Genomic DNA, 22,737 nt, shown 5'->3' with positions numbered 1-22,737 from the left:
ACCCAAAGATTATTAGAGAGCGATAGTCATGCTGCTCAACCTGTTCAATGAAATGCGCGCGGCCAAGGTCCCGGTGTCGGTGCGCGAACTGCTGGACCTGATCAACGCGCTCAAGCAGCGCGTGACCTTCGCCGACATGGACGAGTTCTACTACCTCGCCCGGGCGATCCTGGTGAAGGACGAGCGTCATTTCGACAAGTTCGACCGGGCCTTCGGTGCCTACTTCAACGGCCTGGAAAAGCTCGACGAGCACTTGCAGGCGCTGATCCCCGAGGATTGGCTGCGCAAGGAATTCGAGCGCTCGCTGACGGACGAGGAACGGGCGCAGATCCAGTCCCTGGGCGGCCTGGACAAGCTCATCGAAGAGTTCAAGAAGCGCCTGGAAGAACAGAAGGAACGCCACGCCGGCGGCAACAAATGGATCGGCACCGGCGGCACCAGCCCCTTCGGCTCCGGCGGCTTCAACCCGGAAGGCATCCGTGTCGGCGACGCCGGCAAGCGCCAGGGCAAGGCGGTGAAAGTCTGGGACCAGCGCGAGTACAAGAACCTCGACGATTCGGTGGAACTGGGCACCCGCAACATCAAGGTGGCCCTGCGCCGGCTGCGCAAGTTCGCCCGCCAGGGCGCCGCGGACGAGCTGGACATCGACGGCACCATCGACCACACCGCCCGCGACGCCGGCCTGCTGAACATCCAGATGCGCCCGGAACGGCGCAACAACATCAAGCTGCTGTTGCTGTTCGACATCGGCGGCTCCATGGATGCCCACGTGAAGATCTGCGAGGAACTGTTCTCGGCCTGCAAGACCGAGTTCAAGCACCTGGAGTACTACTACTTCCACAACTTCATCTACGAGTCGGTGTGGAAGAACAACCTGCGCCGCGGCTCGGAACGCACCTCGACCCAGGACCTGCTGCACAAGTACGGCGCCGACTACAAAGTGATCTTCGTCGGTGATGCCGCCATGGCCCCGTATGAAATCACCCAGGCCGGCGGCAGCGTCGAACACTGGAACGAAGAGGCCGGTTATGTGTGGATGCAGCGCTTCATGGAGAAGTACAAGAAGCTCATCTGGATCAACCCCTACCCGAAGGACACCTGGGGCTACACCGCCTCGACCAACATCGTTCGCGAGCTGATCGAAGACCAGATGTACCCGCTGACCCTGCGCGGCCTGGAAGAAGGCATGCGCTTTCTGTCCAAGTAAGCCGGTTCGCCGGCAAGCCGGCTCCTACAAGACACTGTAGGAGCCAGCTTGCTGGCGAAGCCCTTCAGACACTCACCCATACCTGCGCAAGAACGCCACCTGCTGCCGATGTGCAGTCTCCTGCACCACCGGAGCAAGGCGCACCTCGCTGCCCGGCAGACACTGCGCCAGCCGTGCCAGGGACAAGGGCGTCAACGCTCCCAGTCGCGGATAGCCACCAATGGTCTGCCGGTCATTGAGCAGGATGATCGGCTGACCATCCGGCGGCACCTGGATCGCCCCCAGGGGAATACCCTCGGAAATCATCGGCCGGCCCAGATACTGCAATGACGGCCCGAGCAGGCGCGCGCCCATGCGATCGGCACGGCTGTCCAGGGTCCAGGTGCTGTTGAAGGCATCGAACAGGCTCAGGCCGCTGAACTGGCCGATCTGCGCGCCGAGGATCACCTCCAGCGGTGCAGCGGATCGCCAATCCGGCAACTGCGCAGCCGACAGGCTCTTGAGCGCCCCGCCGGTGCCCGAATAGCCCAGCACCCCACCCTCGCTCAGCGCCCGACCGTAACCGTCGAGCCCGCCCAGGGCCTCGCGCTGCACACTGGCGCAACTGCCCAGGACCTTGGGCGCGTCAAAACCGCCCGGTGCCGCCAGATAGGCCCGGGCGCCAAGGAAGGGCTGGGTAAAGCGCAGGCGCTGGCCCTTTTGCAGGATGAAACTGCGCCCCGGACTCAAGGGACGTTCATCGACATAAGCCCCAAGATCAGCACCGGCCAGGGCCAGCAGGCAATAGTCCTCGGCCAGCAGGGTAAAGCCGCCCAGGGTGATTTCCACCACCGGCGCATCCAGGGCATTGCCCAGCAGCCAGTTGGCCCAGGACATCGACACCCAATCCAGCGCCCCGCCCTGGGTCACGCCCAAATGGCGCACGCCAAAACGCCCGGCATCCTGCAGCAGGCACAGCGGGGTGCTGGCCTCGATCGTCAAACGGCTCATGCCGGCACCTCCAACGGCGTGTCATCGCCTCCCAGGCGCAGGAACTCGCTGCGGTCCACCGCGGCAAAGCGCACCCGGTCCCCCGGTTGCATCAGGCTGTAGCCGTCGCGCTCGCGGTCGAACAACCGACTCGGAGTGCGCCCGATCAGGTTCCAGCCACCCGGCGATACCACTGGATAGGCCGCAGTCTGTCGCTCGGCAATCCCCACACTGCCCGCCGCCACCCGCTTGCGCGGGGTGTTCAGCCGCGGCGCCGCCAGCACCTCTTCCACCAGCCCCATGAAGGCGAATCCGGGCGCGAACCCCAGGGCAAACACCTGATATTCACGCTGGCTGTGACGCTGGATCACCTCGGCCACCGACAACCCGCTGCGGCGGGACAACAGCGCCAGTTCCGGCCCGACACTGAGGTCGTACCACACCGGCAGCACATGCTCGCGCCCGGCCTGGGTGGCGCCGGGCTTCAGATCGGTCAAGGCGACCTCGATCCGCTGCCGGGCCTCGGACGGACTCAGGGCCAGCAGGTCGTAGTGCACCATCAGCGTGGTATAGGACGGCACCAGATCGACCAGAGATTCGCCAAAGGCCTGCCGCAACCCTTCGGCGGCGGCCAGCATCCAGGGCATGTTGTCCTCGGCGATCACCTCGAACAGCCGCACCATCAGGCAATCGATGGCGACCACTTCAACCTGTGGCTTCATAGGCCGGACTGCTGGTTCAGGGCCTGGCGAATGCGCTGCACCGCAGCCACCGAACTGGCGTTGTCGCCGTGCACGCACAGGGTATCGGCCTGCAATAGCAAGGCGCTGCCGTCGCTGGCGGTCAGGGGCTCGCCCCGGGCGATGGTCAGGGCCTGGTCGATGATGGTGGCCGAGTCGTGGTGCACCGCCCCCGGCAGTTGCCGTGACACCAGGTGCCCGGCGTTGTCGTAGGCGCGATCGGCAAAGGCCTCGAACCACAGGGTCACGCCGTATTCGTCGCCCAGGGCCCGGGCCGCGCTGTTGTCGCGGGTGGCCATGAGCATCAATGGCAATTGCGGATCGTAGGCCGCCACCGCCTGGATCACCGCGCGCAACTGGGCCGGCTTGGCCATCATGTCGTTGTACATCGCGCCATGGGGTTTGACGTAGCTGACCCGCGCGCCCTGGGCCCGGCAGATGCCGTCCAGCGCGCCGATCTGGTAGTGCAGCAGGTCGCGGATTTCCTCGGGCGAATAGCTCATGGAGCGGCGGCCGAAACCGGCCAGGTCCTGATAGGCCGGATGGGCGCCGATACGCACGCCATTGGCCAGGGCCAGGGCCACGGTCTTGCGCATGATGCCCGGATCGCCGGCATGGAAGCCGCAGGCAATGTTGGCGCAGTCGATAAAGGGCATCACCTCGGCATCCAGGCCCAAGGTCCAGTTGCCAAAGCTTTCGCCGATGTCGCAATTCAATAACAGGCGGCTCATGGTCAGTGCTCCTGTGGTTCTTGTTGTAGATCAGCTGCAGGGCTGTCGCACAATGCCCGCGCAGATTATCAGTTAGCGCGCCTCAAGTTCCTTGCCGCGGGTTTCCGGCAGGCTCAGGGCCGCCAGCACCACCACCCCGTAGGACACCGCGGCAAAGGTGCCGATGGCCACGCTCAGGGGCACATGCTGGCTGAGCAGGCCGATCAGCAGCGGAAACAGTGCCGCCAGCGCCCGGCCGCTGTTGTAGCAGAAGCCCTGGCCGGAACCGCGGATGCGCGTGGGAAACAGCTCGGTGAGGAACGCCCCCATGCCGCTGAAGATCCCCGAGGCGAAGAACCCCAGGGGAAAGCCCAGCCAGAGCATCACGGCATTGCTCACCGGCATCTGCGTATAAAGCAGGACGATGGTGAAAGACCCTGCGGCGAACAGCACGAAGTTCTTCTTGCGCCCGAGAATGTCGGTCAGGTAGGCGCTGATCACATAACCCACATAGGAGCCGGCAATCACCATGGCCAGGTAGCCGCCGGTGCTCAACACGCTCAGGCCGCGCTCGGTCTTGAGAAAGGTCGGCAGCCAGAAGGTGATGGCGTAGTAGCCGCCCTGGGCCCCTGCCGCCAGCAAGGACGCACGCAGGGTGGTGCTGAGAATCCCCGGGGCGAAGATCTCGTAGAACCGCGCCGGATTGCTTGGCACTTCACGGGCGCGGGTTTCCCGGTAGACCTCGGGATCCTTGACCAGGCGACGGACGAAAATCACGAAGATCGCCGGCAGGATGCCCAGCATAAACAGGCCACGCCAGGCATCTTCCGGCGGCAGCAGGGAGAACAGCAGCGCATACAGCAGCGCCGTCAGTCCCCAGCCCAGGGCCCAGCCGGATTGCACCATGCCCACCGCCTTGCCACGGTTCTTGGCGCGGATCACCTCACCAATCAGCACCGCCCCGGCGGTCCACTCGCCGCCGAAACCGAAGCCCATCAGGGTCCGGGCGATCAGCAATTGTTCGTAGTTCTGCGCAAGGCCACACAGAAAGGTAAAGAATGCGAACCACAGCACGGTCAATTGCAGGGTGCGTACCCGGCCGATGCGGTCGGACAAAATCCCGGCGATCCAGCCTCCCAGGGCGGAGGCCAGCAAGGTACTGGTATGGATCAGGCCGGCCTCGGCGGAAGTAATGCCCCACAACGCGATCAGGGTCGGGATCACGAAACTGAGCATCTGGGTGTCCATGCCATCCAGGCCATAACCGATCTTGCAACTCCAGAAGGTGCGGCGCTCCTGCTGGTTTATGTCGCGGTACCAGTCAAACGGACCGGCGCGGCGCGGGGCCTTGGCGGCCAGGGTTTCGGGCGCACTCATGGCGATCTCCAGGGTGATTTATTGGTGTTGTTCTGGGCCCAGACGACGCATATCGTGGGTTGGCGCATTCTTCGACTCGGACGCCCGGCGCGTCCAACTAATAAAAACCGCCCCAAGGCATAAGAAAAGTTGATCCCATGAATCTCAAATTTCTCGAAACCTTCGTCTGGGTGGCGCGGCTCAAGAGCTTCAGCCTCACCGCGGAAAAACTCTTCACCACCCAGGCAGCGATCTCCAGCCGCATCGCGGTGCTGGAAGGCGAACTGGGAGTCAAGCTGTTCCTGCGGGACTCGCGGGGCGTCAGCCTGACCCCGCAAGGGCTCAAGGTGCTGGAGCACGCCGAGCAGATGCTCGACACCCTGCATGTGCTGAAACAGTCCATCGAGGCGCCGTCGAGCAAGGTCGGACGAATTCGCATCGGGGTCATGGACACGGTGATCCACACCTGGCTCAGCCCCCTGGTGACGGAAATGATGGACCACTACCCGCAAGTGGAAATCGAGCTGGTGGCCGACACCTCGCTGAATCTGTGCGACCAGCTGCAAAAAGGCTTTCTCGACCTGGTGCTGCAGACCGACCTGCTGCGCCAGGAAAGCATCCGCAGCCTGGAAGTGGCCAGCCACCCGGTGGGCTGGATCGCCGCCAGCAATTCGATCTACAACCGTGACTACGCCAGCCTTGCGGAACTCGCCCAGGAGCGGATCATCACCTACTCGAAGAACTCCCTGCCCCACCAGCAAGTGCTGAGCCTGATGCAGGCCAACGGGGTGCTGGCGCCACGGCTCAATTGCGTGAACTCGGTATCGGCCATCACCCGCCTGTTGCGCGACGGCTTCGGCATTGGCGCTTTGCCGCCGGTGCTGGTGCGCGAAGAACTGGCCCGCGGCGAACTGACCCTACTGGCCATCGACCAGCGCCCACCGAACCTGCAGGTGGTGGTGTCGTGGCGGGTCGGCGTGGAATTGGTGGAGGACATCGTGCAGCTGTGCCAGCGCGTGGTGCAGCGCTATGGGCAGAAGGTCGGCGAGGATTACCTGGTGCTGATCGCCCCCCAGTAAACCTCGCCCTCCCCCTCGTAGGAGCTGGCTTGCCAGCGAAAGCGATCTGCAGCCAGGCGCAGGACCTGCGGGCCCCTTCGCCGGCAAGCCGGCTCCTACAGAGGTCAGAGGCCCTTGAGATCGCGTTCTTCGATGGGTCGGCTCTGGCGCAAGCGCCGGCCACCCAGGACCACCCAATCGATCAGGCGGTACAGGCACTCAAGGCCAAAGGACAGCAGCATGGCGCCGCTCATGCCCCAGATCATCGCTTCCGGGGTCAACAGGATCTGGTAGCTGTAGCCGTCCCAGGTTTCCTTGCGGATCTGCGGATCGGCCGCCAGGGCCACTTGCAGCAGGCGGATGTACCAGGGGCCTTGCATGGCCTGGTATTGCTTGTCCAGGGCCAGCTGGCGCTGCAGCAAGCCGCTCAGGCTCTCGGCATCGCTGCGGAACACCGGGTCTTCGCTGGCCCGGTAGTGGGCCACCAGTGCATTCAGGTCGCCCTTGAAGAACTGCTGCGCGGTGCCCTGGAAGCCCCGCAGGCTGTTCTGCGACTCAATCAAGTGGGCTTCCACGCGCTTGGCGTAGTCGCTGATGAAACCCGGCACTTGCACACCGACCAGCAGGCCGGCGGCGAACAACACCAGCCGCAGATAACTGAGCAACATAGAGATGTCCTTATTCGGTCTGGCCGTGGCTGACGCATTCACCGCGCCGCCACAGGCTCCATTGGCCCGGCTGATAGCGGGTCCAGGTTTCATTTTCGGTCAGCGGTTCGGTGGCGATCACCGTCACTACGTCGTTGGGCGTGGTTTCGGCCTGGAAGTCGACGATCACATCGACATCCTTGAGCCGGGCCGGGCCGAACGGCGCGCGCCGGGTGATCTGCGCCAGCTTGGTGGAGCAGAAGCAGAACAGCCAGTCACCGTCACTGAGCAGCCCGTTGAACACGCCTTTGCTGCGGTATTCACTGCAGGCACGGATCAGAATCGGCAGCAGTTGCTCGATCTCCACCGGCTCGGGAAAGGCTTCGCGTACCCGATTGAGCAAGTCGCAGAACGCCGCCTCGCTGTCGGTGTCGCCCACCGGGCGATAGAAGCTGGCCTGGGGCTGGAAGTCCGCCAACTGGCCGTTATGGGCAAAGCACCAGTTGCGGCCCCAGAGTTCGCGGACAAAGGGATGGGTATTGGCCAGGCAGACCTTGCCGACGTTGGCCTGGCGAATGTGGCCGATCACCACTTCGCTCTTGATCGGGTAGCGCTGCACCAGATTGGCCACTTCCGACTCGCAACTGGCCGCCGGGTCCTGGAACAGGCGCAGGCCACGGCCTTCGTAGAAGGCGATGCCCCAACCGTCGCGGTGGGGGCCGGTGCGGCCACCGCGCTGCATCAGCCCGGTAAAGCTGAAGACGATATCGGTCGGTACATTGGCGCTCATGCCCAATAACTCACACATGCTCGGACTCTCGCTTGAATGCCGGGGCCAGGTTACAGACGCGGCTCGACCCGCGTATTCAGGGGAGTGCCCGCGGCAGGCCGACCATAACGGTCGTTGCCGGCAGCGCCAAAGGGCTGGTCATCCTCGACTTCGGCGGCCTTGGCCGCGGCTTTCGCCGCTTCGTTACGCGCGCGGCGCTCCCTGGCGGCGCGCTCGATGGGCCAGCGGATCAGCACGAACAGCAGGTACACGCCAAAGGCGATCATGCCGTACATGAACAGGTCGGATACCGCGCGCCAGGCGTTGTTGCCCACCTTGAAGGCGATGTCCAGGGCCGTGATGGCAATGGCCGGGGCAAATTTATCCTTGACCGAGTCGATGATGGTGGGGCTGAACAGCAGCACCGCCATCAGCACACGCAGCGGCTCGCGCAGCCAGCGCCACATCCAGCGGGTCAGGCGCATCCACACCAGCAGGCAGCCCAAGGCGGCGAAGGCATAGAGCCCCCAGGCGATCAGATAGTCGTTCTCGGTCATGGTGTCCATGGCAAGGCAGGCAAAGAGGCGCTTATGATAACGACTTTTCCCGTGTCAGGCTGCAACGCCGTCTGCCCAGCCCTCATTTGTCATCGCCCGAGAGCCCACCATGCCCTTAACCGCCAACGACAGCAGTGCCCCGATTGCCCACAAGGCCGCCGGCGCTGACCCGTATGCCTGGCTGCAGGAACGCGACACCGACGCGGTGCTCGATTACCTGAAGGCTGAAAACAGCTACCTCGACGCCCAGCTGGCGCACCAGGCGCCGCTGCGCGAGACGCTGTTCCAGGAGATCAAGGGCCGGATCCTCGAAACCGACCTGTCCCTGCCCTCGCCCTGGGGCCCGTACCTGTATTACACCCGCACCACCGCCGGTGACGAATACCCTCGCCACTACCGCTGCCCGCGTCCGACGGATGACAGCCTGACGGTGGACGAAAGCCGCGAACAGCTGTTGCTGGACCCCAACGCCCTGGCCAACGGCGGATTCTTCTCCCTCGGCGCCTTCAGCATCAGCCCCGACCATCAGCGCCTGGCCTACAGCCTCGATACCACCGGCGAGGAAATCTACACCCTGTTCGTCAAGGAACTGGCCAACGGCAAGGTCAGCGAGCTGTCCTTCGACAACTGCGACGGCAGCATGACCTGGGCCAACGACAGCCTGACCCTGTTCTTCGGCGAGCTGGACGACACTCACCGCCCGCACAAACTGTTGCGCTACCGCCTGGACGGCACGGCCGCCGAGGAAGTGTTCCACGAGCCGGACGGGCGCTTCTTCCTGCACTGCTACCGCTCAAGCTCCGAACGCCAGTTGCTGCTGTCCCTGGGCAGCAAGACCACCGGCGAAACCTGGGTCCTGGACGCCGCACGGCCGGAGCAGCCCTTTACCTGCATGGCGCCCCGGGTCGAAGGCCATGAATACGATGTCGACCATGGCCAGCTCGACGGCCAGTGGACCTGGTTCATCCGCAGCAACCGCGAAGGCATCAACTTCGCCCTCTACCAGGCAGCGGACACCGGCGCGATCCCCGAGCAAAGCGACTGGCAACGGCTGGTGCCGCACAACCCCGAGGTGATGCTCGACGGCGTGACCCTCAACGCCGGCGCCATGACCCTGAGCCTGCGCGAAGGCGGCCTGCCGATCATCGAAGTGCACCCGCAAGGCCTGCCCGCCTATCGTGTGCAACTGCCGGATGCGGCCTACAGCCTGCACGTGCACAACAGCCTGGAGTTTTCCAGCTCGCGCATCCGCCTGCGCTACGAGGCGCTCAATCGCCCGGCCCAGGTGCGTCAGTTGCAACTGGCCGACGGCCAGCAGCAGGTATTGAAGGAAACCCCGGTACTGGGCCCGTTCGACCCTGATGCCTACGTCAGCCAGCGCCTCTGGGCCACCGCCGCCGACGGCACCCAGGTGCCCATCAGCCTGGTGGTCAAGCGCGAGTGCCTGGGCCGGCCGACGCCCCTGTACCTGTACGGCTACGGCGCCTATGGCGAGAGCCTCGACCCCTGGTTTTCCCACGCGCGCCTGAGCCTGCTCGATCGCGGCGTGGCCTTTGCCATCGCCCACGTGCGTGGCGGCGGCGAGCTGGGGGAAGCCTGGTACCGCGCCGGCAAGCAGGAACACAAGCAGAATACCTTCGGCGACTTCATCGCCTGCGCCGAACACCTGATCGCCCAGGGCCTGACCAGCGCCCAGCAGTTGGCCATCAGCGGCGGCAGCGCCGGTGGCCTGCTGATCGGCGCGGTGCTCAACCAGCGCCCCGAGCTGTTCCGGGTGGCCATCGCCGAAGTGCCCTTCGTCGATGTACTCAACACCATGCTCGACCCGGAGTTGCCACTGACCGTCACCGAATACGACGAATGGGGCAACCCCGAGGAGCCGCAAGTCCATGAGCGGATCAAGGCCTACGCGCCCTACGAGAACGTCCGCGCCCAGGCCTACCCGGCCACCCTGGTGATCGCCGGCTACAACGACAGTCGCGTGCAGTACTGGGAAGCGGCCAAATGGGTGGCCAAACTGCGGGCCACCAAGACCGACGACAACCCGCTGCTGCTCAAGACCGAACTCGGCGCCGGGCATGGCGGCATGAGCGGCCGTTACCAGGGATTACGTGACGTAGCCCTCGAATATGCCTTCGTCCTGAACATTCTGGGCCTGGGCTGAGGAACTCTCGGCGGCGCTCCTGTCTTAACCCAGGACCGCCGCCGGCAAACGCCGGACCGGGCCTGCGCCCGTGCAACAGACACAAGAAAAAGACCCTGATCCCATGTCCGAACCCACCTTACTGAACAACGAGATCCGCGACTGGCTGATGGACTGCGGCCTGTTCGACCAACTGCTGCCCGCCGACTTCAACGCTGCGGCCGGCTACTTCAGCATCAGCAGCATCGCCCAGGGCCAGGCGGTTTTTCGCGAAGGCGATGCCGGCAGCTTCATGTGCATCATCCACAGCGGCCAGGTGGCCGTGCAAAAGAGCACCCAGGACGGCCAGCCCCTGACCATCGCCACTCTGCGCAGCGGTCGGGCCTTTGGCGAGATGGCGGTGCTCGATGGCGAGCGACGCTCGGCCACTTGCGTGGCGGCCAGTGATTGCCAGTTGCTCAACCTGGGCAAGGACTCCCTGGAAAAGATGCTCAACGAGGCACCGAAGATCGCCGCCAAGATCATCCGCGCCCTGGCCGTGTCGCTGTCCAAGCGCCTGCGCATGGCCGACGGCCAGTTGCTCGCGCAGCAGTACTGACCCCGAAAACCCGTGGTATAGCCACCCCAATGGCCGCTACTCGTTTTCACCCCTTGCAACCGGGACTCAGGTGTTGCGGCCGCTACGCGGCCGAGCGGGAGCAAGCTCCCTCGCCACACCAGCCTGCTACAACCATCAGCCCTGCGTCTTGGCCTTGTTGTCATTCTGCTCCAGCCCCGGCAGGGTCTGGTCCTTGGGTGGCTTGGGCATGTCGATCGGCGGCAGCAGGGGCGCGCTGCCACTGCTGCCGGCTTTGGGCGTGCTGGGCGGGGTCACTTGCGGATAAGGCGTGGGCGTTGCGGTGCCTGGGGTGCCGAGGTTGGGCGTTGGGGTCACCACCGGGGCGCTTTGCGGCTCGTCGGCCTGGGCCGGGCCAACACTCAGCGCCAGGGCGGCGGTCAGGGCGAGCGCCGCTTGGGCAATCACCGTTAGAATAGTGCGCTTCATCAATGGCTCCATTGCTATTGTCTGGCGTCAGGCTACTCCCAACCGGGAGCTTTTGCCTTCCTCAATGAGATCTCCATGAAACGTTTCGTACTGCTGGACACCACTGCGATTCCCGACAACGGCGGTGCCTTGTGCCTGTTCGAATACGGTGAGGATTTCGTCATCAAGATCCAGGGCGGCGACGGCGGCCAGTTGATGAATACGCGCATGCACGGCTCCGAGGACGCCCTGGCGCAGATCCCTTGCAGCAAGGTCGCCGGGCGTGCGAACTCGCGGGTGCTGATCGGCGGCCTGGGCATGGGCTTCACCCTGGCCGCGGCCCTCAAGCACCTGGGCCAGAGTGCCGAGGTGGTGGTCGCCGAACTGGTGCCCGGGGTGGTGGAATGGAACCGTGGCCCGCTCGGGGAAAAATCCGGTCGGCCGCTGCTGGACCCGCGCACGGTGATCCGCCTGGAGGACGTGGCCAAGGTCCTGCAAGCCGAACCCCAGGGCTTCGACGCGATCATGCTCGACGTCGACAACGGCCCCGAAGGCCTGACCCAGAAAGCCAACAGCTGGCTCTACTCCAGCGCCGGCCTGGCGGCTTGCGCCAGGGCCCTGCGGCCCAAGGGTGTGCTTGCGGTGTGGTCGGCCAGCGCCGACCAGAAGTTCTCCGAGCGCCTGCGCAAGGCCGGCTTCAAGGCCGAGGAAGTGCAGGTGTACGCCCACGGCAATCGCGGTACCCGGCACACCATCTGGATTGCCGAGAAGCTCAAGGCCTGAGCTAAACTTTGTCCATTACCGTCATTAGTCCTTCTACAAAGGTGAACCCATGAGTTCGTCCACTCCCCCGTCCAACACCGCCAAGCTGGACCGTATCCTTGCCGACGCCCAGCGCGACCGGGAAATGGGCTACCGCGACAAGGCGCTGAAGATGTACCCCCACGTCTGCGGCCGCTGCGCCCGGGAATTCTCCGGCAAGCGCCTGAGCGAGCTGACCGTGCACCACCGCGATCACAACCACGACAACAACCCCCAGGACGGCTCCAACTGGGAGCTGTTGTGCCTGTACTGCCACGACAACGAGCACTCGCGCTACACCGACCAGCAGTACTTCGGCGAAGGTTCGCTGAGCACGCCGAAAGTCGCCAAGGCGACCCACAACCCGTTCGCCGCCCTGGCTGGGTTGATGAAGAAAGACAGCGAGTAACCCCTTCGCCGGCCAGCCCGCTCCCGCAGCAGCGGGCTGGCCCGCGAACCGCCGAACACCCCGCCACACCCCGGTCAATCTCCGTATAATCGCGCTCTTTTCCCCCAAGGCTCCCTGCTCGTGGCAAACAAAAGGTACAGCTGCATCGGTTTGTATAACCCCAAGTCACCGGAGAACGTTGGTTCGGTGATGCGTGCCGCCGGCTGCTATGGCGTCGCCTCGGTGTTCTACACCGGCAAGCGTTATGAGCGTGCCCGCGACTTCGTCACCGACACCAAGAAAGTCCACCAGGACATTCCCCTGATCGGCATCGACGACCTGAAGAAAATCCTCCCCCTGGGCTGCATCCCGGTGGCGGTGGAACTGGTGGAAGGCGCCCGCCCGCTGCCGGAATACACCCACCCGGATCGCGCGCTGTACATCTTCGGCCCGGAAGACGGTTCCCTCGACAAGGAGATCCGCGACTGGTGCGAGGACGTGGTCTATATCCCCACCACCGGCTGCATGAACCTGGCCGCCACGGTCAACGTGGTGCTCTACGACCGCCTGGCCAAGGGCAACAACACCCGCTCCGGGCCCAAGTTCTGAAGACACGCCGGACAACTGGCGGGAACCCCCGTGCCCCAGGTGCAGTCAGCTGCATACCCTTAGGTCCATTGGAGACAGATCATGAGCGAGCGCAAACAGCTGCAAACCATCAAGCCGGCCCCGCTTCAAGCGCCGCAGAACGTCCAGGGTTGGGAACGCATCGGCTCCCTGGCCGGTGGCGTGGTGATGCTGGGCAAGGGCCTGCGCCGTGGCGGCGTGTTCGGCCTGATCCAGGTGGCCATTGGCGGCGTTGCCCTGGCACGGGGCATCACCGGGCACAGCTCGGCCAAGAGCCTGCTGGAAAAAGGCCGCCAGGACCTGCATCAGGTGCGCGGCAAGATCGAACGCGCCGGTGAAGAACTGCGCAACTTGAAGGCCAACGCCGAAGCGGCCGGCCGCAACGCCAACGCCGCCAGCCATGATGAAACGAAGGTGCCCAAGGCCTGATCCCGGGGCGTCCCGATGGACGCCTCAAGCGGTTGGTCGGCGCCGGGGCATACTGCTGGCTAGTGCAGCAGGCTGGTGTCGAGAACCTTGGATGACTCGCCCAGCACGCTTTCACTGAGCTGGATGAACTCATCGGTGCTGACGCTCTGCAGGCGCATCGCCCCTTGCAGCACATCGTCCAGTGAGCGCTTGTTGCGGGTCTTGAGGCGGATTTCCCGGTCCAGCTCCTGCAACAGCAACACCGCCTTGGCCACCGTGGCGCTGTCCACCTGCTCGCCCCGCAGACTGCTGACCTTGTGGCTATCCTTGATCAGGTGCCGGAGCAGAACCTGATAACGCTCGTCACTGATCCCGCCGGCGCGGCGCAGCAATTCAATGGCGTAATACTCGGCCAGGCCTTCGCTGATCCAGTCGCTGCGCTGGCTGTCGTTGATGCGCGCCAACGACTGCACCAGCTCCCGCAGCAACGGGCTGCTGCCGCTCTCGCTGACCAGCGGCAAGCGACTGTTGAGGAACAGCGAATCGCGCCCGGCCAGGCTGCCCCGCCACATCGGATCGGCCGCACCGACAATCAGCAGCTTACCCGGCTGGCGGGGAAACACCGCCTGCACTTGCGGCCAGACAAAAGTCAGCAGCGTCAGCACATCCATGCGCCGCATGCCCTGGCCCAGGGGCGAGGCGACGCTGACCTCGGTAGTCCCCAGGCGCGTGCGGCGGCTGCCCAGGTTGCCGGCCAGCATCCAGCCGGTGGGGCGATCGAACAGGCGCGAGGGGTTGTCGATGCGAAAGCGATTCTTGCCGATGCGCGGCCAGGCAGTCTCGATGCTCTTCCAGCCGGCGGGCAAGTCGAAATCCAGACGCGACACCAGCTCGACCCCATCCTGCTGATCGATCCGCGCCGGCGGCACCAGGGTTTCGCCGCGCAGCAGCGCCCAGTTGGCGGTGCTGCGGCTGTCGTAGCTGCCCTTCTTGATGCTGTGGCTCAAACGCACCCGGTAGCTGAGGCTGGCCTTGCCGCTGGCCGGGCGCCAGATGCCGCGCTGGCCGCCAGCATCGGCGGCAGCCGCCTGCCATTGACCGTCGGCCTTGAAATCGCTGTAGTCGCCGCCGGCGCCCAGGTCGAAATCCAGGCTGCGCAGGGCCGTGCCCTCAGCCAGGGTCAGGCGCACCTCGGCCTGATCGCTCTGGGGCAAAAAGCGCACGTGATAATCCAGATCGACCTTCTGCGCCGCAACGACCGATGCGCTCAGCGCCAGCAGCGCAGTGGCCAGCGCCAGCTTCGCCCCCACCCTCATACATTCTCCTTGCGGTAAACCCCTTGAGAAGCTGCTCATCATCTGCCGCGCTGGGTTCAGGCGGGGTTGCAAATCGCTTCGAATGCTCATTCAGCCCCCAAATTCCCTTTTCTTGGCCATTTCTTCCTTGCCTGAACCTTGCCCGCTGGAACCTGAACAGGCGCTGCGGCCGGCGCGGCCAGTCCTCAGCCGGCGCGGAAAATCAGATGATCCTCCCAGTCTTCCTCCGCCACGCTGCCTTCGGCGAGCATGCGCCCGGACTGGGAAATACGCTCGTGGTGCACCGCATCGCGATCGCCGCACACCAAGTGGTGCCAGAGCGGCAGGTCCTTGCCTTCGCTGACCAAGCGGTAGCCGCAGGTAGGCGGCAGCCACTTGAACTCGTCAGCCTTGCCCGGCGTCAGCTGAATGCAGTCGGGCACCGAGGCGCGGCGATTGGCGTAGTCGCTGCACTGGCAGGTCTTCAGGTCCAGCAGTTTGCAGGCGATACGCGTGTAATAGACGCTGTTGTCGTCCTCGTCCTCAAGCTTCTGCAGGCAGCACAGGCCACAGCCATCGCACAACGACTCCCATTCGTCCTGGTCGAGTTGTTCGAGGGTTTTGCGTATCCAGAAAGGTTCGACTTTGGCGGCCATGGCTCAAGCATCAGTATCCGAGGGTGAAAAGGCCGCCAGTCTAGTGCCCAAGCCCCCTTGGGCCAAGCGCTAGCGACTGCCGGTAGCCCGAGACTTGTCAGCCGGCCATGGGCACAGTAGCTTTGCCCCTCGGACCGCCCCGTGTCCGTGTGCCATTAACGCTCGACCGCGTCGCACCCGGCAAACCGCACGGGGCCCGGAATGCCCCTTCGCTCAGCCAACTGCGCTTGCCGGTTTATTCCACTCTTCTCACTTGCTGCCAGGAGTCTTTCCATGAGCGCCAATCCTCGCGTTGCCGATTACGCCATCCATCCGCAGTTCACCCAGCGCTGGTCGCCCCGGGCCTTCACCAGCGAAAGCATCCCGGAAGAAACCCTGCTGAGCTTCTTCGAGGCCGCGCGCTGGGCGCCTTCGGCCTACAACTCGCAGCCCTGGCGCTTTCTCTATGCCCGCCGCGACACACCGAACTGGGAACGCTTCCTCGGCCTGCTCAACGAATTCAACCGTGGCTGGGCGCAGCACGCCTCGGCCCTGGTGATCGTGATTTCCAAGACCACCTTCACCGCCCCTGGCGCCACGGAAGAATCCCCGGCGCTGTGGCACACCTTCGACACCGGTTCGGCCTGGGGCCACCTGGCACTGCAGGCGAGCCTGAGTGGCTGGCACACCCACGGCATGGCCGGCTTCGACCAGGAACTGACGCGCAAGGAACTGAAGATTCCCGAAGGCTATGCCCTGCATGCCGCCGTGGCGGTGGGCAAGCTGGGAGACAAATCGACCCTGGCCGAATACCTGCAGGCCCGGGAAGAACCAAGCCCGCGTCGTCCCCTGAGCGAAACCGTGGCCGAAGGCGACTTCAACCTTTAAGGCCGCGATCGCCTCTGTAGGAGCGAGCTTGCTCGCGAAGCCCTGAAGGCCGCCGCGCTTGCCTGGCAAGCGCGGCTTTCGCGAGCAAGCTCGCTCCTACGATCAGGCACGTTTCAGTAGCCGCGAGCGAAATCCACTTCGCCACGCAAGGCCTGCCTGGCCTCGTAGGCCCGCAGGTTGTCGACAAACAGCTGCACCATCAATTCCGGCGAAGTCGGCGCCGAACTGTGACCGGTCAGCAGCAAGCCCCAGGCGGTCCAGAACGGGTGCCGTTGCGGCAGCGGTTCCTGGCGGCAGACATCGATCACCGCCCCGGCCAGATGGCCATCCTTGAGGGCCTGCACCAGGTCCGCATCGACCACGGAAACACCGCGCCCGACATTGATGAACAGCCCGCTGGGCTTGAATTGCCTGAACAGCGCGGCGTCATACAGGTCGTGGGTGCTGGGGGTGTTGGGCAACAGGTTGACCACGTAATCCACCTCCCCCACCAAGCGTCCCAGGTCTTCCAGCCCGGCCACCTCGATAAAGGGCGCCTGCTCCCGGGCCTGGCTGGCGATGCCGTACAGCTTGACCCCGAACGGCACCAGGAACTGCGCCACGCTCTGGCCGATATCGCCGGTGCCGACGATCAGCACCTTGCGTCCCACCAGGCTCTGGCCCAGGCGGTTGTCCCACTTGCGCTCCACCTGGCTGACCAGCCGCGCCAGCACTTCGCGCTCATGGCCGAGGATGTAGGTCAGCACGTACTCGGCCATCACCTGGCCAAAGATGCCCACTGCCCGGGTCAGGCGGTAATGCCGGGGCAAACCGTCGGCCAGCAGCGGAGTGATGCCGGCCCAGGTGGATTGCAACCACTGGGGCTGGTGCCCCTGGCGCAACAGAGTGGCCAGCAGGTCCGGCTGCCCCAGCCAGACCGGGCAATCGGCCGCCAGCCGCGACAGCTCGGCGGAGTCACCGCTGGTCAGCACTTCCAGCTCCGGGGCCGCCTGACGCAACAGGCGGGCATAAACAGCGTGATCGTGTTCGGCAATCAGAACGCGCATGGCTCAAACCTTAAAAAACGGTGCAGGTCGCCGCCGACGGAGTATCGCTCCATCGATCAAGGCGGCGGCCAAGTCAGTCAGTTTGCATCTAACAGCGGCTCGGGACCGAGCCGCTAAGGGTCAGACCGGATCATTGCGACGCAGCAGCTCTTCGGGCAAATGCTCGATGTACTCGTCTTCGGCCGGCGGCATCTGCAGGTGATAACCCTGCTTATCGAGGTTCTCCAGCACCTGGTGGATATCCTCCCGGGACAGCTTGCGCTCCGGGGTCAGGACCAGGTCGAAGGCATGTTGCGGCTTGCCGAAAGCCAGCAGCAGGTTTTCCGGCACGCGTTCCAGAGCCTCGCTTTTGAGTACGTAGAGGTACATCTCGTTCTTGCGCGGGCTTTTATAGATGGAGCAGATACGTTTCAAGGCTGTTCTCCGGCGGTGGCCAGGCTGTCCAGCAGTGCCTGGCCCATCAATTCGCGGCGCCAGCCACGCAGCGAATCAGGCAATTGGTAGGGCCCGTTGGGGAAACCGCTCTTGAGCAGGCTTTCCAGGGTTTTCTTGCGCAACATGACTTCCGGGGCGATGCCCAGGCGCTCGGCCTCGACCTGGCCCACGGCCTTGAGGCGCTTGAGCAGGGTCGCGGCTTCGATCGGCAACGGCTCGGGGATGGCCGGTGGCCACTGGTCCGGGCCCAGGGCTGCGGTGCGCTTGATCAGGTCGAGGAGAAACTCGCCGTCCTGGCGCACGGTACGCGGGTGCATGTCTTCGATCTTGGCCAGCGCCGCCAGGGTCTCGGGCTGGGTCTTGGCCAGGGGCCAGAGGGCGTGCTCACGCACGATGCGGTTGCGCGGCAAGTCCCGGGCACGGGCTTCACGCTCGCGCCAGGCACAGAGCTCGCGCAGCACGGCCAACTGGGCGCGGGACAGTTTCCAGGCCAGCTTGGCCTCGCGATAGACCTCGTAGGGGTCCACTTCACGGCGCAGGTTGGCCACCAGCTCGGCACCGTCTTCCAGTACCCAGCGGTACTTGTCCGCGGACAACTTGGGCCGCAGCTCGGTGAACACCTGGGCCAGGTGCACGGCGTCTTCGGCGGCATAGCTGACCTGGGTTTCCGACAGTGGGCGCTGCAACCAGTCAGAACGGGTTTCGCCCTTGGGCAACTCGATCCCCAGGACTTCCTGCACCAGGCGCGAATAGCCCATGGAGAAACCCAGGTTCAGGTAGGCGGCCGCCAGTTGGGTGTCGAACAATGGCGCCGGCAGGCTGCCGGTCAGACGCAGCAGGACTTCGAGGTCTTCGCTGCAGGCATGCACCACCTTGACCACCGCCGGGTTCTCCAGCAGGGCCGCCAGGGGCTGCCAGTCGTCGATGGTCAAAGGATCAATCAGGTAGGCGCGCTGCCCATCGCCAATCTGCAACAGGGCGGCGATGGGGTAAAAAGTGTCGACCCGCATGAATTCGGTGTCGAGGGCGACGAAGGGCAATTGCTGCCACTGAGCACAAAGCTGACCGAGGCTATCGTTGTCGCGAATCCAGTGTATATCGATGGCCACACGGCTCTCCCTTGAAGAATGGCGCGCAGTATATATCGCCGCCGGCGATTTCTGAGCATTCACCCGACAAGAGCAAGTGCGAAACCTTCTGCCGGAGGGCAAGAATAGTCCGAGAGTTATAACTAGCTGTGTTTTCTGAGGACGTAGACCCGCAGCGCCCCAAAACCGGGCAGCAGATCCTGATGGCCCAGGACCTCAAAGTCGGCCTGCCTGAACTCGCCTTCCAGCAGCCCCTTGCTGACCGGGCGCAAGGCCGCAGGCCCGGCGGGCGCGGCCCCACGGACATTCAACAGCGGCTCGACCCGAGTGGCGATGATCACCGAGTCACGGCTGACCCGATGGAACTCCTGCAGCAGCGCCAGGCGGTCCTCGCTGTGGCTCACATGGGCGAAGAGCTGCATGCAGATGATGCTGTCCACCGCATTGGCCGGCAGACCGATGTCGAACGCCGAACTGTGAAAGGTCTTGACCCGTTGCATCAGGCTGGCCGGATGGTGGGTCTGGGCATGCTTGAGCATGTCCTGGGAAGGGTCCGCCGCCAGGATCACCCGATTGCCATGCTCGGCCAGCACTGGCCAGTAACGTCCGGCGCCGCAGGCCACGTCCAGGATCAGCCCCGGTTCCCCGGCCACTTTCAGGGCATGGCGGACCAGACACGTGGTGCGCCAGTGCGCCAGGCGTGCACCGAGCCCGACAGGCCGAGGTTCGCCGCAGACGCGCGCATGCTCCTGGTCGTAACGCCGAGCGAACTCCAGTTCGATGGACGGTGGGGGGTGAGACGACATGACTGGCGAGCTCTTGTGGGTATCCAGAGATTGCAGATTAACCAGTCGTTCGTGAAAAAAAGGTCGAAAGCCCGCACGCGCTCCTGTACCAGCGCTGAACAACACCCTGCTTGCCCACCCTTGACCGGACACCAATAATGCTCCGGCACCCCGCCCCGCCCACCACTCAAGGATCGACCCCATGCTCCGCCGCTTCCTGCTCTGCACCCTGCTGGGCCTCAGCGCCCCCGCCATCGGCTTCGCCCAGGACGCCACCTCGCGCCTGGACCAGGTGCTCGAGCGCGGCCAGTTGAAGGTCTGCACCACCGGCGACTACAAGCCCTACAGCTACCTGCGCGACGACGGCCAGTACGAAGGCATCGACATTGCCATGGCCCAATCCCTGGCCCAGAGCCTGGGGGTCCGGGTGAAGTGGATCGGTACCACCTGGAAGAGCCTGATGGCCGACTTCCACAGCCAGCAGTGCGACATCGCCGTGGGCGGTATTTCGGTGTCCCTGGAGCGGCAGAAAACCGCCTTCTTCAGCCAGCCCCTGGGCGTCGACGGGAAGATTCCCCTGGTGCGCTGCCAGGACCTCAAGCGCTATGAAACTCTGGAGCAGATCAACCAGCCCTCGGTGCGCCTGATCGAACCGCCGGGCGGCACCAACGAAATCTTCGCCCGGGCACACGCGCCCAAGGCCAACCTGATCCTGTTTGCCGACAACGTGAAGATCTTCGATCAACTGCTGAGCAAACAGGCCGACGTGATGATCACCGACGCCTCGGAAGCGCGCTTCCAGCAAAAGCACAAGCCGGGCCTGTGCGCGGTCCATCCCGAACGCTACCTGCAATACAGCGAGAAGGCCTTCCTCCTGCCCCGGGACGACATGGCCTGGAAAAGCTACGTCGACCAGTGGCTGCACCTGAGCAAGGCCACCGGCGCCTACGACCAAGTGGTCAATCAGTGGCTGGCCACGCCCGCGCCCTGATCCAGCAGCATTTGCCGGAAGGCCTGGCTGGCGGCGCTGCGGTAGGCGCCACGGCGTTCCAGCAGCACCACCCGGCGTGGCGCCAGCGCTGACTGCAGGGCCAGGCTGCGCAACCCCGGCTGCTCCCGGGCAATCGAGCTGGGCAGGATAGTCGCCAACTGCCCGTGCCGGACCATCTCGACAATCGCGCTGACCGAATTGGCCTCGGCGACGATCCGCGGCGCAATGCCCTGCTGCCGGCAATACCGGTCGATATGCCGGCGGGTGGCGAAATCGCCACTGAGCAGCACCAGGGACTGACGGCCCAGCGCCTCGCTCGTCAGGGGCAGGCTGTCCGGCTGCGGGTACTGCGGGCCGACCATCAGGCTCAGGGTTTCGCTGAACAGCGCCTGGCTGTCGATCTCCGCCAGGTGCTCGCCGGCAAAGGCGATCGCCAGGTCCAGGCGGTCCTCGGCCAGGGCCGCTTCCAGGCGGTCCTGGGTCATTTCCTCGATGCTCAGATTGATGCCCGGATAGCGCTGGTGAAAGCGGCTGAGCAAGGGCCCGGCCAGGTAGGCGGTGAAGGTCGGGGTCAGCGCCAGGCGCAACGAGCCGCGGCTCAGGTCCTGTACATCGTGGATCGCCCGCTTGGCCGCTTGCAGATCCTGCAGCGCCCGCCGGGCATAGGCGACATAGGCCTGGCCCGCGTCGGTGAGGCGCACGCTGCGCCCGGAGCGATCGAACAGCGGTGCGCCCAGCGCTTCCTCCAATTGCTTGATCTGCTGCGACAGGGTCGGCTGCGACACATGCAGCGCCTCGGCGGCGCGGGTGAAGTTGCAGTGCTCGGCCACGGCCAGCAGATAACGGATATGACGCAGCAGCATGCAGGCTCCAACTATAGGCTGTACTTATGGAAAGCATAATAAGCCGGTCTTGGACGCTATAGCTGAAAACTTCCATCCTTGCCCCATCAGCGACGCAAGGAGAATCCCATGCAGAACATCATCGACGGCTTCCTCAAGTTCCAGCGCGAAGCCTTTCCTCAACGCAGTGCGCTGTTCAAGCAACTGGCCAGCACTCAGAGCCCCGGCACCCTGTTCATCACCTGCTCCGACAGCCGGGTAGTGCCCGAGCTGCTGACCCAGCAGGAGCCCGGCGACCTGTTCGTGATCCGCAACGCCGGCAATATCGTGCCCAGCTACGGCCCCGAGCCGGGCGGCGTGTCGGCCACCGTGGAATATGCCGTCGCGGTGCTGGGGGTCAGCGACATCGTCATCTGCGGCCACTCCGACTGCGGCGCGATGACCGCCATCGCCTCCTGCACATGCCTCGACCACCTGCCCGCCGTGGCCAACTGGCTACGCCACGCCGAGTCGGCCAAGGTGATCAACGCCGCCCGCCAGCACGCCTCGCCGGCCGCACACCTGGACGCCCTGGTGCGCGACAACGTGATTGCCCAGTTGGCTAACCTCAAGACCCACCCCGCGGTGGCCCTGGCCCTGGAACAGGGGCGGCTGAACCTGCATGGCTGGGTCTATGACATCGAAAGCGGCGCCATCGCCGCCCTCGACGGCAATCACCAACGCTTCGTGTCCCTGGCCGAGCATCCGCACACCTGTGCCCTGGCCAGCCAACCATCCAGCGCGGCCTGAGCCGCTGCCCTTTCGTCACCCAAGAGGAATCACCCCATGCTGCAATCGCAATTTGCCCAAGCCCCACGCCTGGCCCTGGCCGACACCATCATCGACGCCAAGGCACGCAAGAACCTGTCGTGGCAGGACCTCACCGACGGCACCGGGCTGAGCCTGGCCTTCGTCACCGCCGCCCTGCTGGGCCAGCATGCCCTGCCGGCCGCAGCCGCCGACCTGGTGTGTAACAAGCTCGGCCTGGACCAGGACGCCAGCCGCCTGCTGCAAAGCATCCCCCTGCGCGGCAGCATCGCCGGTGGCATCCCCACCGACCCGACCGTGTACCGCTTCTACGAAATGCTCCAGGTCTACGGATCGACCCTCAAGGCCCTGGTCCACGAGCAATTCGGCGACGGCATCATCAGCGCCATCAACTTCAAGCTGGACATCAAGAAGGTCGATGACCCCGAAGGCGGCTCCCGCGCCGTGATCACCCTCGACGGCAAATACCTGCCGACCAAGCCGTTCTAAAGGCAGCTTCAAGCGGCAAGCTTCAAGCGGCA

General features: G+C 64.7%; 27 protein-coding genes. 12 read left to right on the top strand and 15 right to left on the bottom strand.

The features are described from left to right. Nucleotides 1–28: 28 nt before the first annotated feature. Nucleotides 29–1,207: a vWA domain-containing protein gene (locus BLV47_RS31595; protein ID WP_092320448.1), complete on the top strand. Its 1,179-nt coding sequence runs from the start codon at nt 29–31 to the stop codon at nt 1,205–1,207. A 72-nt stretch (nt 1,208–1,279) separates the two neighbouring features. On the opposite strand, the gene BLV47_RS31590 is transcribed toward BLV47_RS31595, so the two are convergent. From BLV47_RS31590 to BLV47_RS31575, 4 genes are all read right to left on the bottom strand, one after another. Next, entirely contained in the window at nt 1,280–2,197 is a 918-nt protein-coding gene (locus BLV47_RS31590) for a 5-oxoprolinase subunit C family protein (protein ID WP_092320447.1), read from the bottom strand. Then, nucleotides 2,194–2,898, bottom strand: a complete 705-nt coding sequence (pxpB, locus tag BLV47_RS31585) for a 5-oxoprolinase subunit PxpB (RefSeq protein ID WP_092320446.1) — start codon at nt 2,896–2,898, stop codon at nt 2,194–2,196. Before pxpB ends, BLV47_RS31590 begins: the two co-directional genes overlap by 4 nt. After that, nucleotides 2,895–3,647: a 5-oxoprolinase subunit PxpA gene (locus tag BLV47_RS31580; RefSeq protein ID WP_092320445.1), complete on the bottom strand. Its 753-nt coding sequence runs from the start codon at nt 3,645–3,647 to the stop codon at nt 2,895–2,897. The genes pxpB and BLV47_RS31580 overlap by 4 nt, the downstream gene beginning before the upstream one ends. A 72-nt stretch (nt 3,648–3,719) precedes the next feature. Beyond that, nucleotides 3,720–5,003 carry an MFS transporter gene (locus BLV47_RS31575; RefSeq protein ID WP_092320444.1) on the bottom strand — a complete coding sequence of 428 codons (1,284 nt, stop codon included), beginning with the start codon at nt 5,001–5,003 and terminating at the stop codon, nt 3,720–3,722. Between the two features lie 137 nt (nt 5,004–5,140). On the opposite strand from BLV47_RS31575, the gene BLV47_RS31570 reads away from it, so the two are divergent. Continuing rightward, on the top strand, nt 5,141–6,061 hold the full coding sequence (locus tag BLV47_RS31570) for a LysR family transcriptional regulator (protein WP_092320443.1): 921 nt from the start codon (nt 5,141–5,143) through the stop codon (nt 6,059–6,061). A 104-nt stretch (nt 6,062–6,165) separates the two neighbouring features. Here the strand turns inward: BLV47_RS31570 and BLV47_RS31565 are convergent, their stop codons facing one another. The 3 genes from BLV47_RS31565 to BLV47_RS31555 are packed head-to-tail and all read right to left on the bottom strand — an operon-like array spanning nt 6,166 to nt 8,022. Further along, nucleotides 6,166–6,708 carry a DUF2937 family protein gene (locus tag BLV47_RS31565; RefSeq protein ID WP_092320442.1) on the bottom strand — a complete coding sequence of 181 codons (543 nt, stop codon included), beginning with the start codon at nt 6,706–6,708 and terminating at the stop codon, nt 6,166–6,168. A 10-nt stretch (nt 6,709–6,718) separates the two neighbouring features. Further along, nucleotides 6,719–7,495: a class II glutamine amidotransferase gene (locus tag BLV47_RS31560; protein ID WP_092320441.1), complete on the bottom strand. Its 777-nt coding sequence runs from the start codon at nt 7,493–7,495 to the stop codon at nt 6,719–6,721. 32 nt (nt 7,496–7,527) lie between these two features. Further along, complete coding sequence (locus BLV47_RS31555; RefSeq protein WP_092320440.1) at nt 7,528–8,022, bottom strand: MFS transporter; 495 nt, start codon at nt 8,020–8,022, stop codon at nt 7,528–7,530. Nucleotides 8,023–8,122: 100 nt separating this feature from the next. Here BLV47_RS31555 and BLV47_RS31550 point away from each other — a divergent pair, with 100 nt between their 5' ends. Continuing rightward, nucleotides 8,123–10,177 carry a S9 family peptidase gene (locus BLV47_RS31550; RefSeq protein WP_092320439.1) on the top strand — a complete coding sequence of 685 codons (2,055 nt, stop codon included), beginning with the start codon at nt 8,123–8,125 and terminating at the stop codon, nt 10,175–10,177. Nucleotides 10,178–10,280: 103 nt separating this feature from the next. Further along, on the top strand, nt 10,281–10,754 hold the full coding sequence (locus BLV47_RS31545; RefSeq protein WP_092320438.1) for a cyclic nucleotide-binding domain-containing protein: 474 nt from the start codon (nt 10,281–10,283) through the stop codon (nt 10,752–10,754). Nucleotides 10,755–10,889: 135 nt separating this feature from the next. Here BLV47_RS31545 and BLV47_RS31540 read toward each other — a convergent pair whose 3' ends face one another. Then, nucleotides 10,890–11,201: a hypothetical protein gene (locus tag BLV47_RS31540; RefSeq protein WP_092320437.1), complete on the bottom strand. Its 312-nt coding sequence runs from the start codon at nt 11,199–11,201 to the stop codon at nt 10,890–10,892. Nucleotides 11,202–11,276: 75 nt separating this feature from the next. Between BLV47_RS31540 and BLV47_RS31535 the strand changes: the two genes are divergently transcribed. The 4 genes from BLV47_RS31535 to BLV47_RS31520 all read left to right on the top strand — a co-directional run bounded on the left by BLV47_RS31535 (nt 11,277) and on the right by BLV47_RS31520 (nt 13,425). After that, on the top strand, nt 11,277–11,963 hold the full coding sequence (locus BLV47_RS31535; protein ID WP_092320436.1) for a spermidine synthase: 687 nt from the start codon (nt 11,277–11,279) through the stop codon (nt 11,961–11,963). A gap of 49 nt (nt 11,964–12,012) precedes the next feature. After that, nucleotides 12,013–12,390 carry a YajD family HNH nuclease gene (locus BLV47_RS31530; protein WP_016964441.1) on the top strand — a complete coding sequence of 126 codons (378 nt, stop codon included), beginning with the start codon at nt 12,013–12,015 and terminating at the stop codon, nt 12,388–12,390. 120 nt (nt 12,391–12,510) lie between these two features. Then, complete coding sequence (locus tag BLV47_RS31525; RefSeq protein WP_011059840.1) at nt 12,511–12,978, top strand: RNA methyltransferase; 468 nt, start codon at nt 12,511–12,513, stop codon at nt 12,976–12,978. An 81-nt stretch (nt 12,979–13,059) separates the two neighbouring features. Next, nucleotides 13,060–13,425 carry a YgaP family membrane protein gene (locus BLV47_RS31520; RefSeq protein ID WP_092320435.1) on the top strand — a complete coding sequence of 122 codons (366 nt, stop codon included), beginning with the start codon at nt 13,060–13,062 and terminating at the stop codon, nt 13,423–13,425. A gap of 59 nt (nt 13,426–13,484) precedes the next feature. Here the strand turns inward: BLV47_RS31520 and BLV47_RS31515 are convergent, their stop codons facing one another. Both BLV47_RS31515 and BLV47_RS31510 read right to left on the bottom strand, forming a co-directional pair. Next, nucleotides 13,485–14,720 (bottom strand): hypothetical protein, encoded by a 1,236-nt coding sequence (locus tag BLV47_RS31515; RefSeq protein ID WP_092320434.1) that lies wholly within the window; start codon nt 14,718–14,720, stop codon nt 13,485–13,487. Between the two features lie 185 nt (nt 14,721–14,905). Continuing rightward, a complete protein-coding gene (locus tag BLV47_RS31510; RefSeq protein WP_016964444.1) occupies nt 14,906–15,355 on the bottom strand; it encodes a YcgN family cysteine cluster protein in 450 nt (149 codons plus the stop codon). 273 nt (nt 15,356–15,628) lie between these two features. On the opposite strand from BLV47_RS31510, the gene BLV47_RS31505 reads away from it, so the two are divergent. Continuing rightward, nucleotides 15,629–16,222, top strand: coding sequence for a nitroreductase family protein (locus tag BLV47_RS31505; protein WP_092320433.1), 594 nt, complete (start codon nt 15,629–15,631; stop codon nt 16,220–16,222). Nucleotides 16,223–16,335: 113 nt separating this feature from the next. On the opposite strand, the gene BLV47_RS31500 is transcribed toward BLV47_RS31505, so the two are convergent. The 4 genes from BLV47_RS31500 to BLV47_RS31485 all read right to left on the bottom strand — a co-directional run bounded on the left by BLV47_RS31500 (nt 16,336) and on the right by BLV47_RS31485 (nt 19,597). Next, nucleotides 16,336–17,268: a D-2-hydroxyacid dehydrogenase gene (locus tag BLV47_RS31500; protein WP_092320432.1), complete on the bottom strand. Its 933-nt coding sequence runs from the start codon at nt 17,266–17,268 to the stop codon at nt 16,336–16,338. A 120-nt stretch (nt 17,269–17,388) separates the two neighbouring features. Further along, nucleotides 17,389–17,682, bottom strand: a complete 294-nt coding sequence (locus BLV47_RS31495) for a YcgL domain-containing protein (RefSeq protein WP_092320431.1) — start codon at nt 17,680–17,682, stop codon at nt 17,389–17,391. Next, entirely contained in the window at nt 17,679–18,812 is a 1,134-nt protein-coding gene (gene rnd / locus BLV47_RS31490) for a ribonuclease D (RefSeq protein WP_092320430.1), read from the bottom strand. Before rnd ends, BLV47_RS31495 begins: the two co-directional genes overlap by 4 nt. 122 nt (nt 18,813–18,934) lie before the next feature. Then, nucleotides 18,935–19,597: a class I SAM-dependent methyltransferase gene (locus BLV47_RS31485; RefSeq protein ID WP_092320429.1), complete on the bottom strand. Its 663-nt coding sequence runs from the start codon at nt 19,595–19,597 to the stop codon at nt 18,935–18,937. 181 nt (nt 19,598–19,778) lie between these two features. Here BLV47_RS31485 and BLV47_RS31480 point away from each other — a divergent pair, with 181 nt between their 5' ends. Continuing rightward, on the top strand, nt 19,779–20,567 hold the full coding sequence (locus tag BLV47_RS31480) for a transporter substrate-binding domain-containing protein (RefSeq protein ID WP_092320428.1): 789 nt from the start codon (nt 19,779–19,781) through the stop codon (nt 20,565–20,567). On the opposite strand, the gene cynR is transcribed toward BLV47_RS31480, so the two are convergent. Next, complete coding sequence (gene cynR / locus BLV47_RS31475) at nt 20,540–21,430, bottom strand: transcriptional regulator CynR (RefSeq protein WP_092320427.1); 891 nt, start codon at nt 21,428–21,430, stop codon at nt 20,540–20,542. The two genes, BLV47_RS31480 and cynR, sit on opposite strands and share 28 nt — an antisense overlap. Before the next feature lie 108 nt (nt 21,431–21,538). On the opposite strand from cynR, the gene BLV47_RS31470 reads away from it, so the two are divergent. Together BLV47_RS31470 and cynS are read left to right on the top strand one after the other, a co-directional pair. Continuing rightward, nucleotides 21,539–22,198, top strand: coding sequence for a carbonic anhydrase (locus BLV47_RS31470; protein ID WP_092320426.1), 660 nt, complete (start codon nt 21,539–21,541; stop codon nt 22,196–22,198). Between the two features lie 36 nt (nt 22,199–22,234). Continuing rightward, on the top strand, nt 22,235–22,705 hold the full coding sequence (gene cynS, locus BLV47_RS31465; RefSeq protein ID WP_092320425.1) for a cyanase: 471 nt from the start codon (nt 22,235–22,237) through the stop codon (nt 22,703–22,705). Nucleotides 22,706–22,737: the final 32 nt, after the last annotated feature.

It is taken from the genome of Pseudomonas saponiphila, from assembly GCF_900105185.1.
Lineage (GTDB): Bacteria > Pseudomonadota > Gammaproteobacteria > Pseudomonadales > Pseudomonadaceae > Aquipseudomonas > Aquipseudomonas saponiphila.
This window is presented reverse-complemented; position numbering and strand designations above follow the sequence as displayed.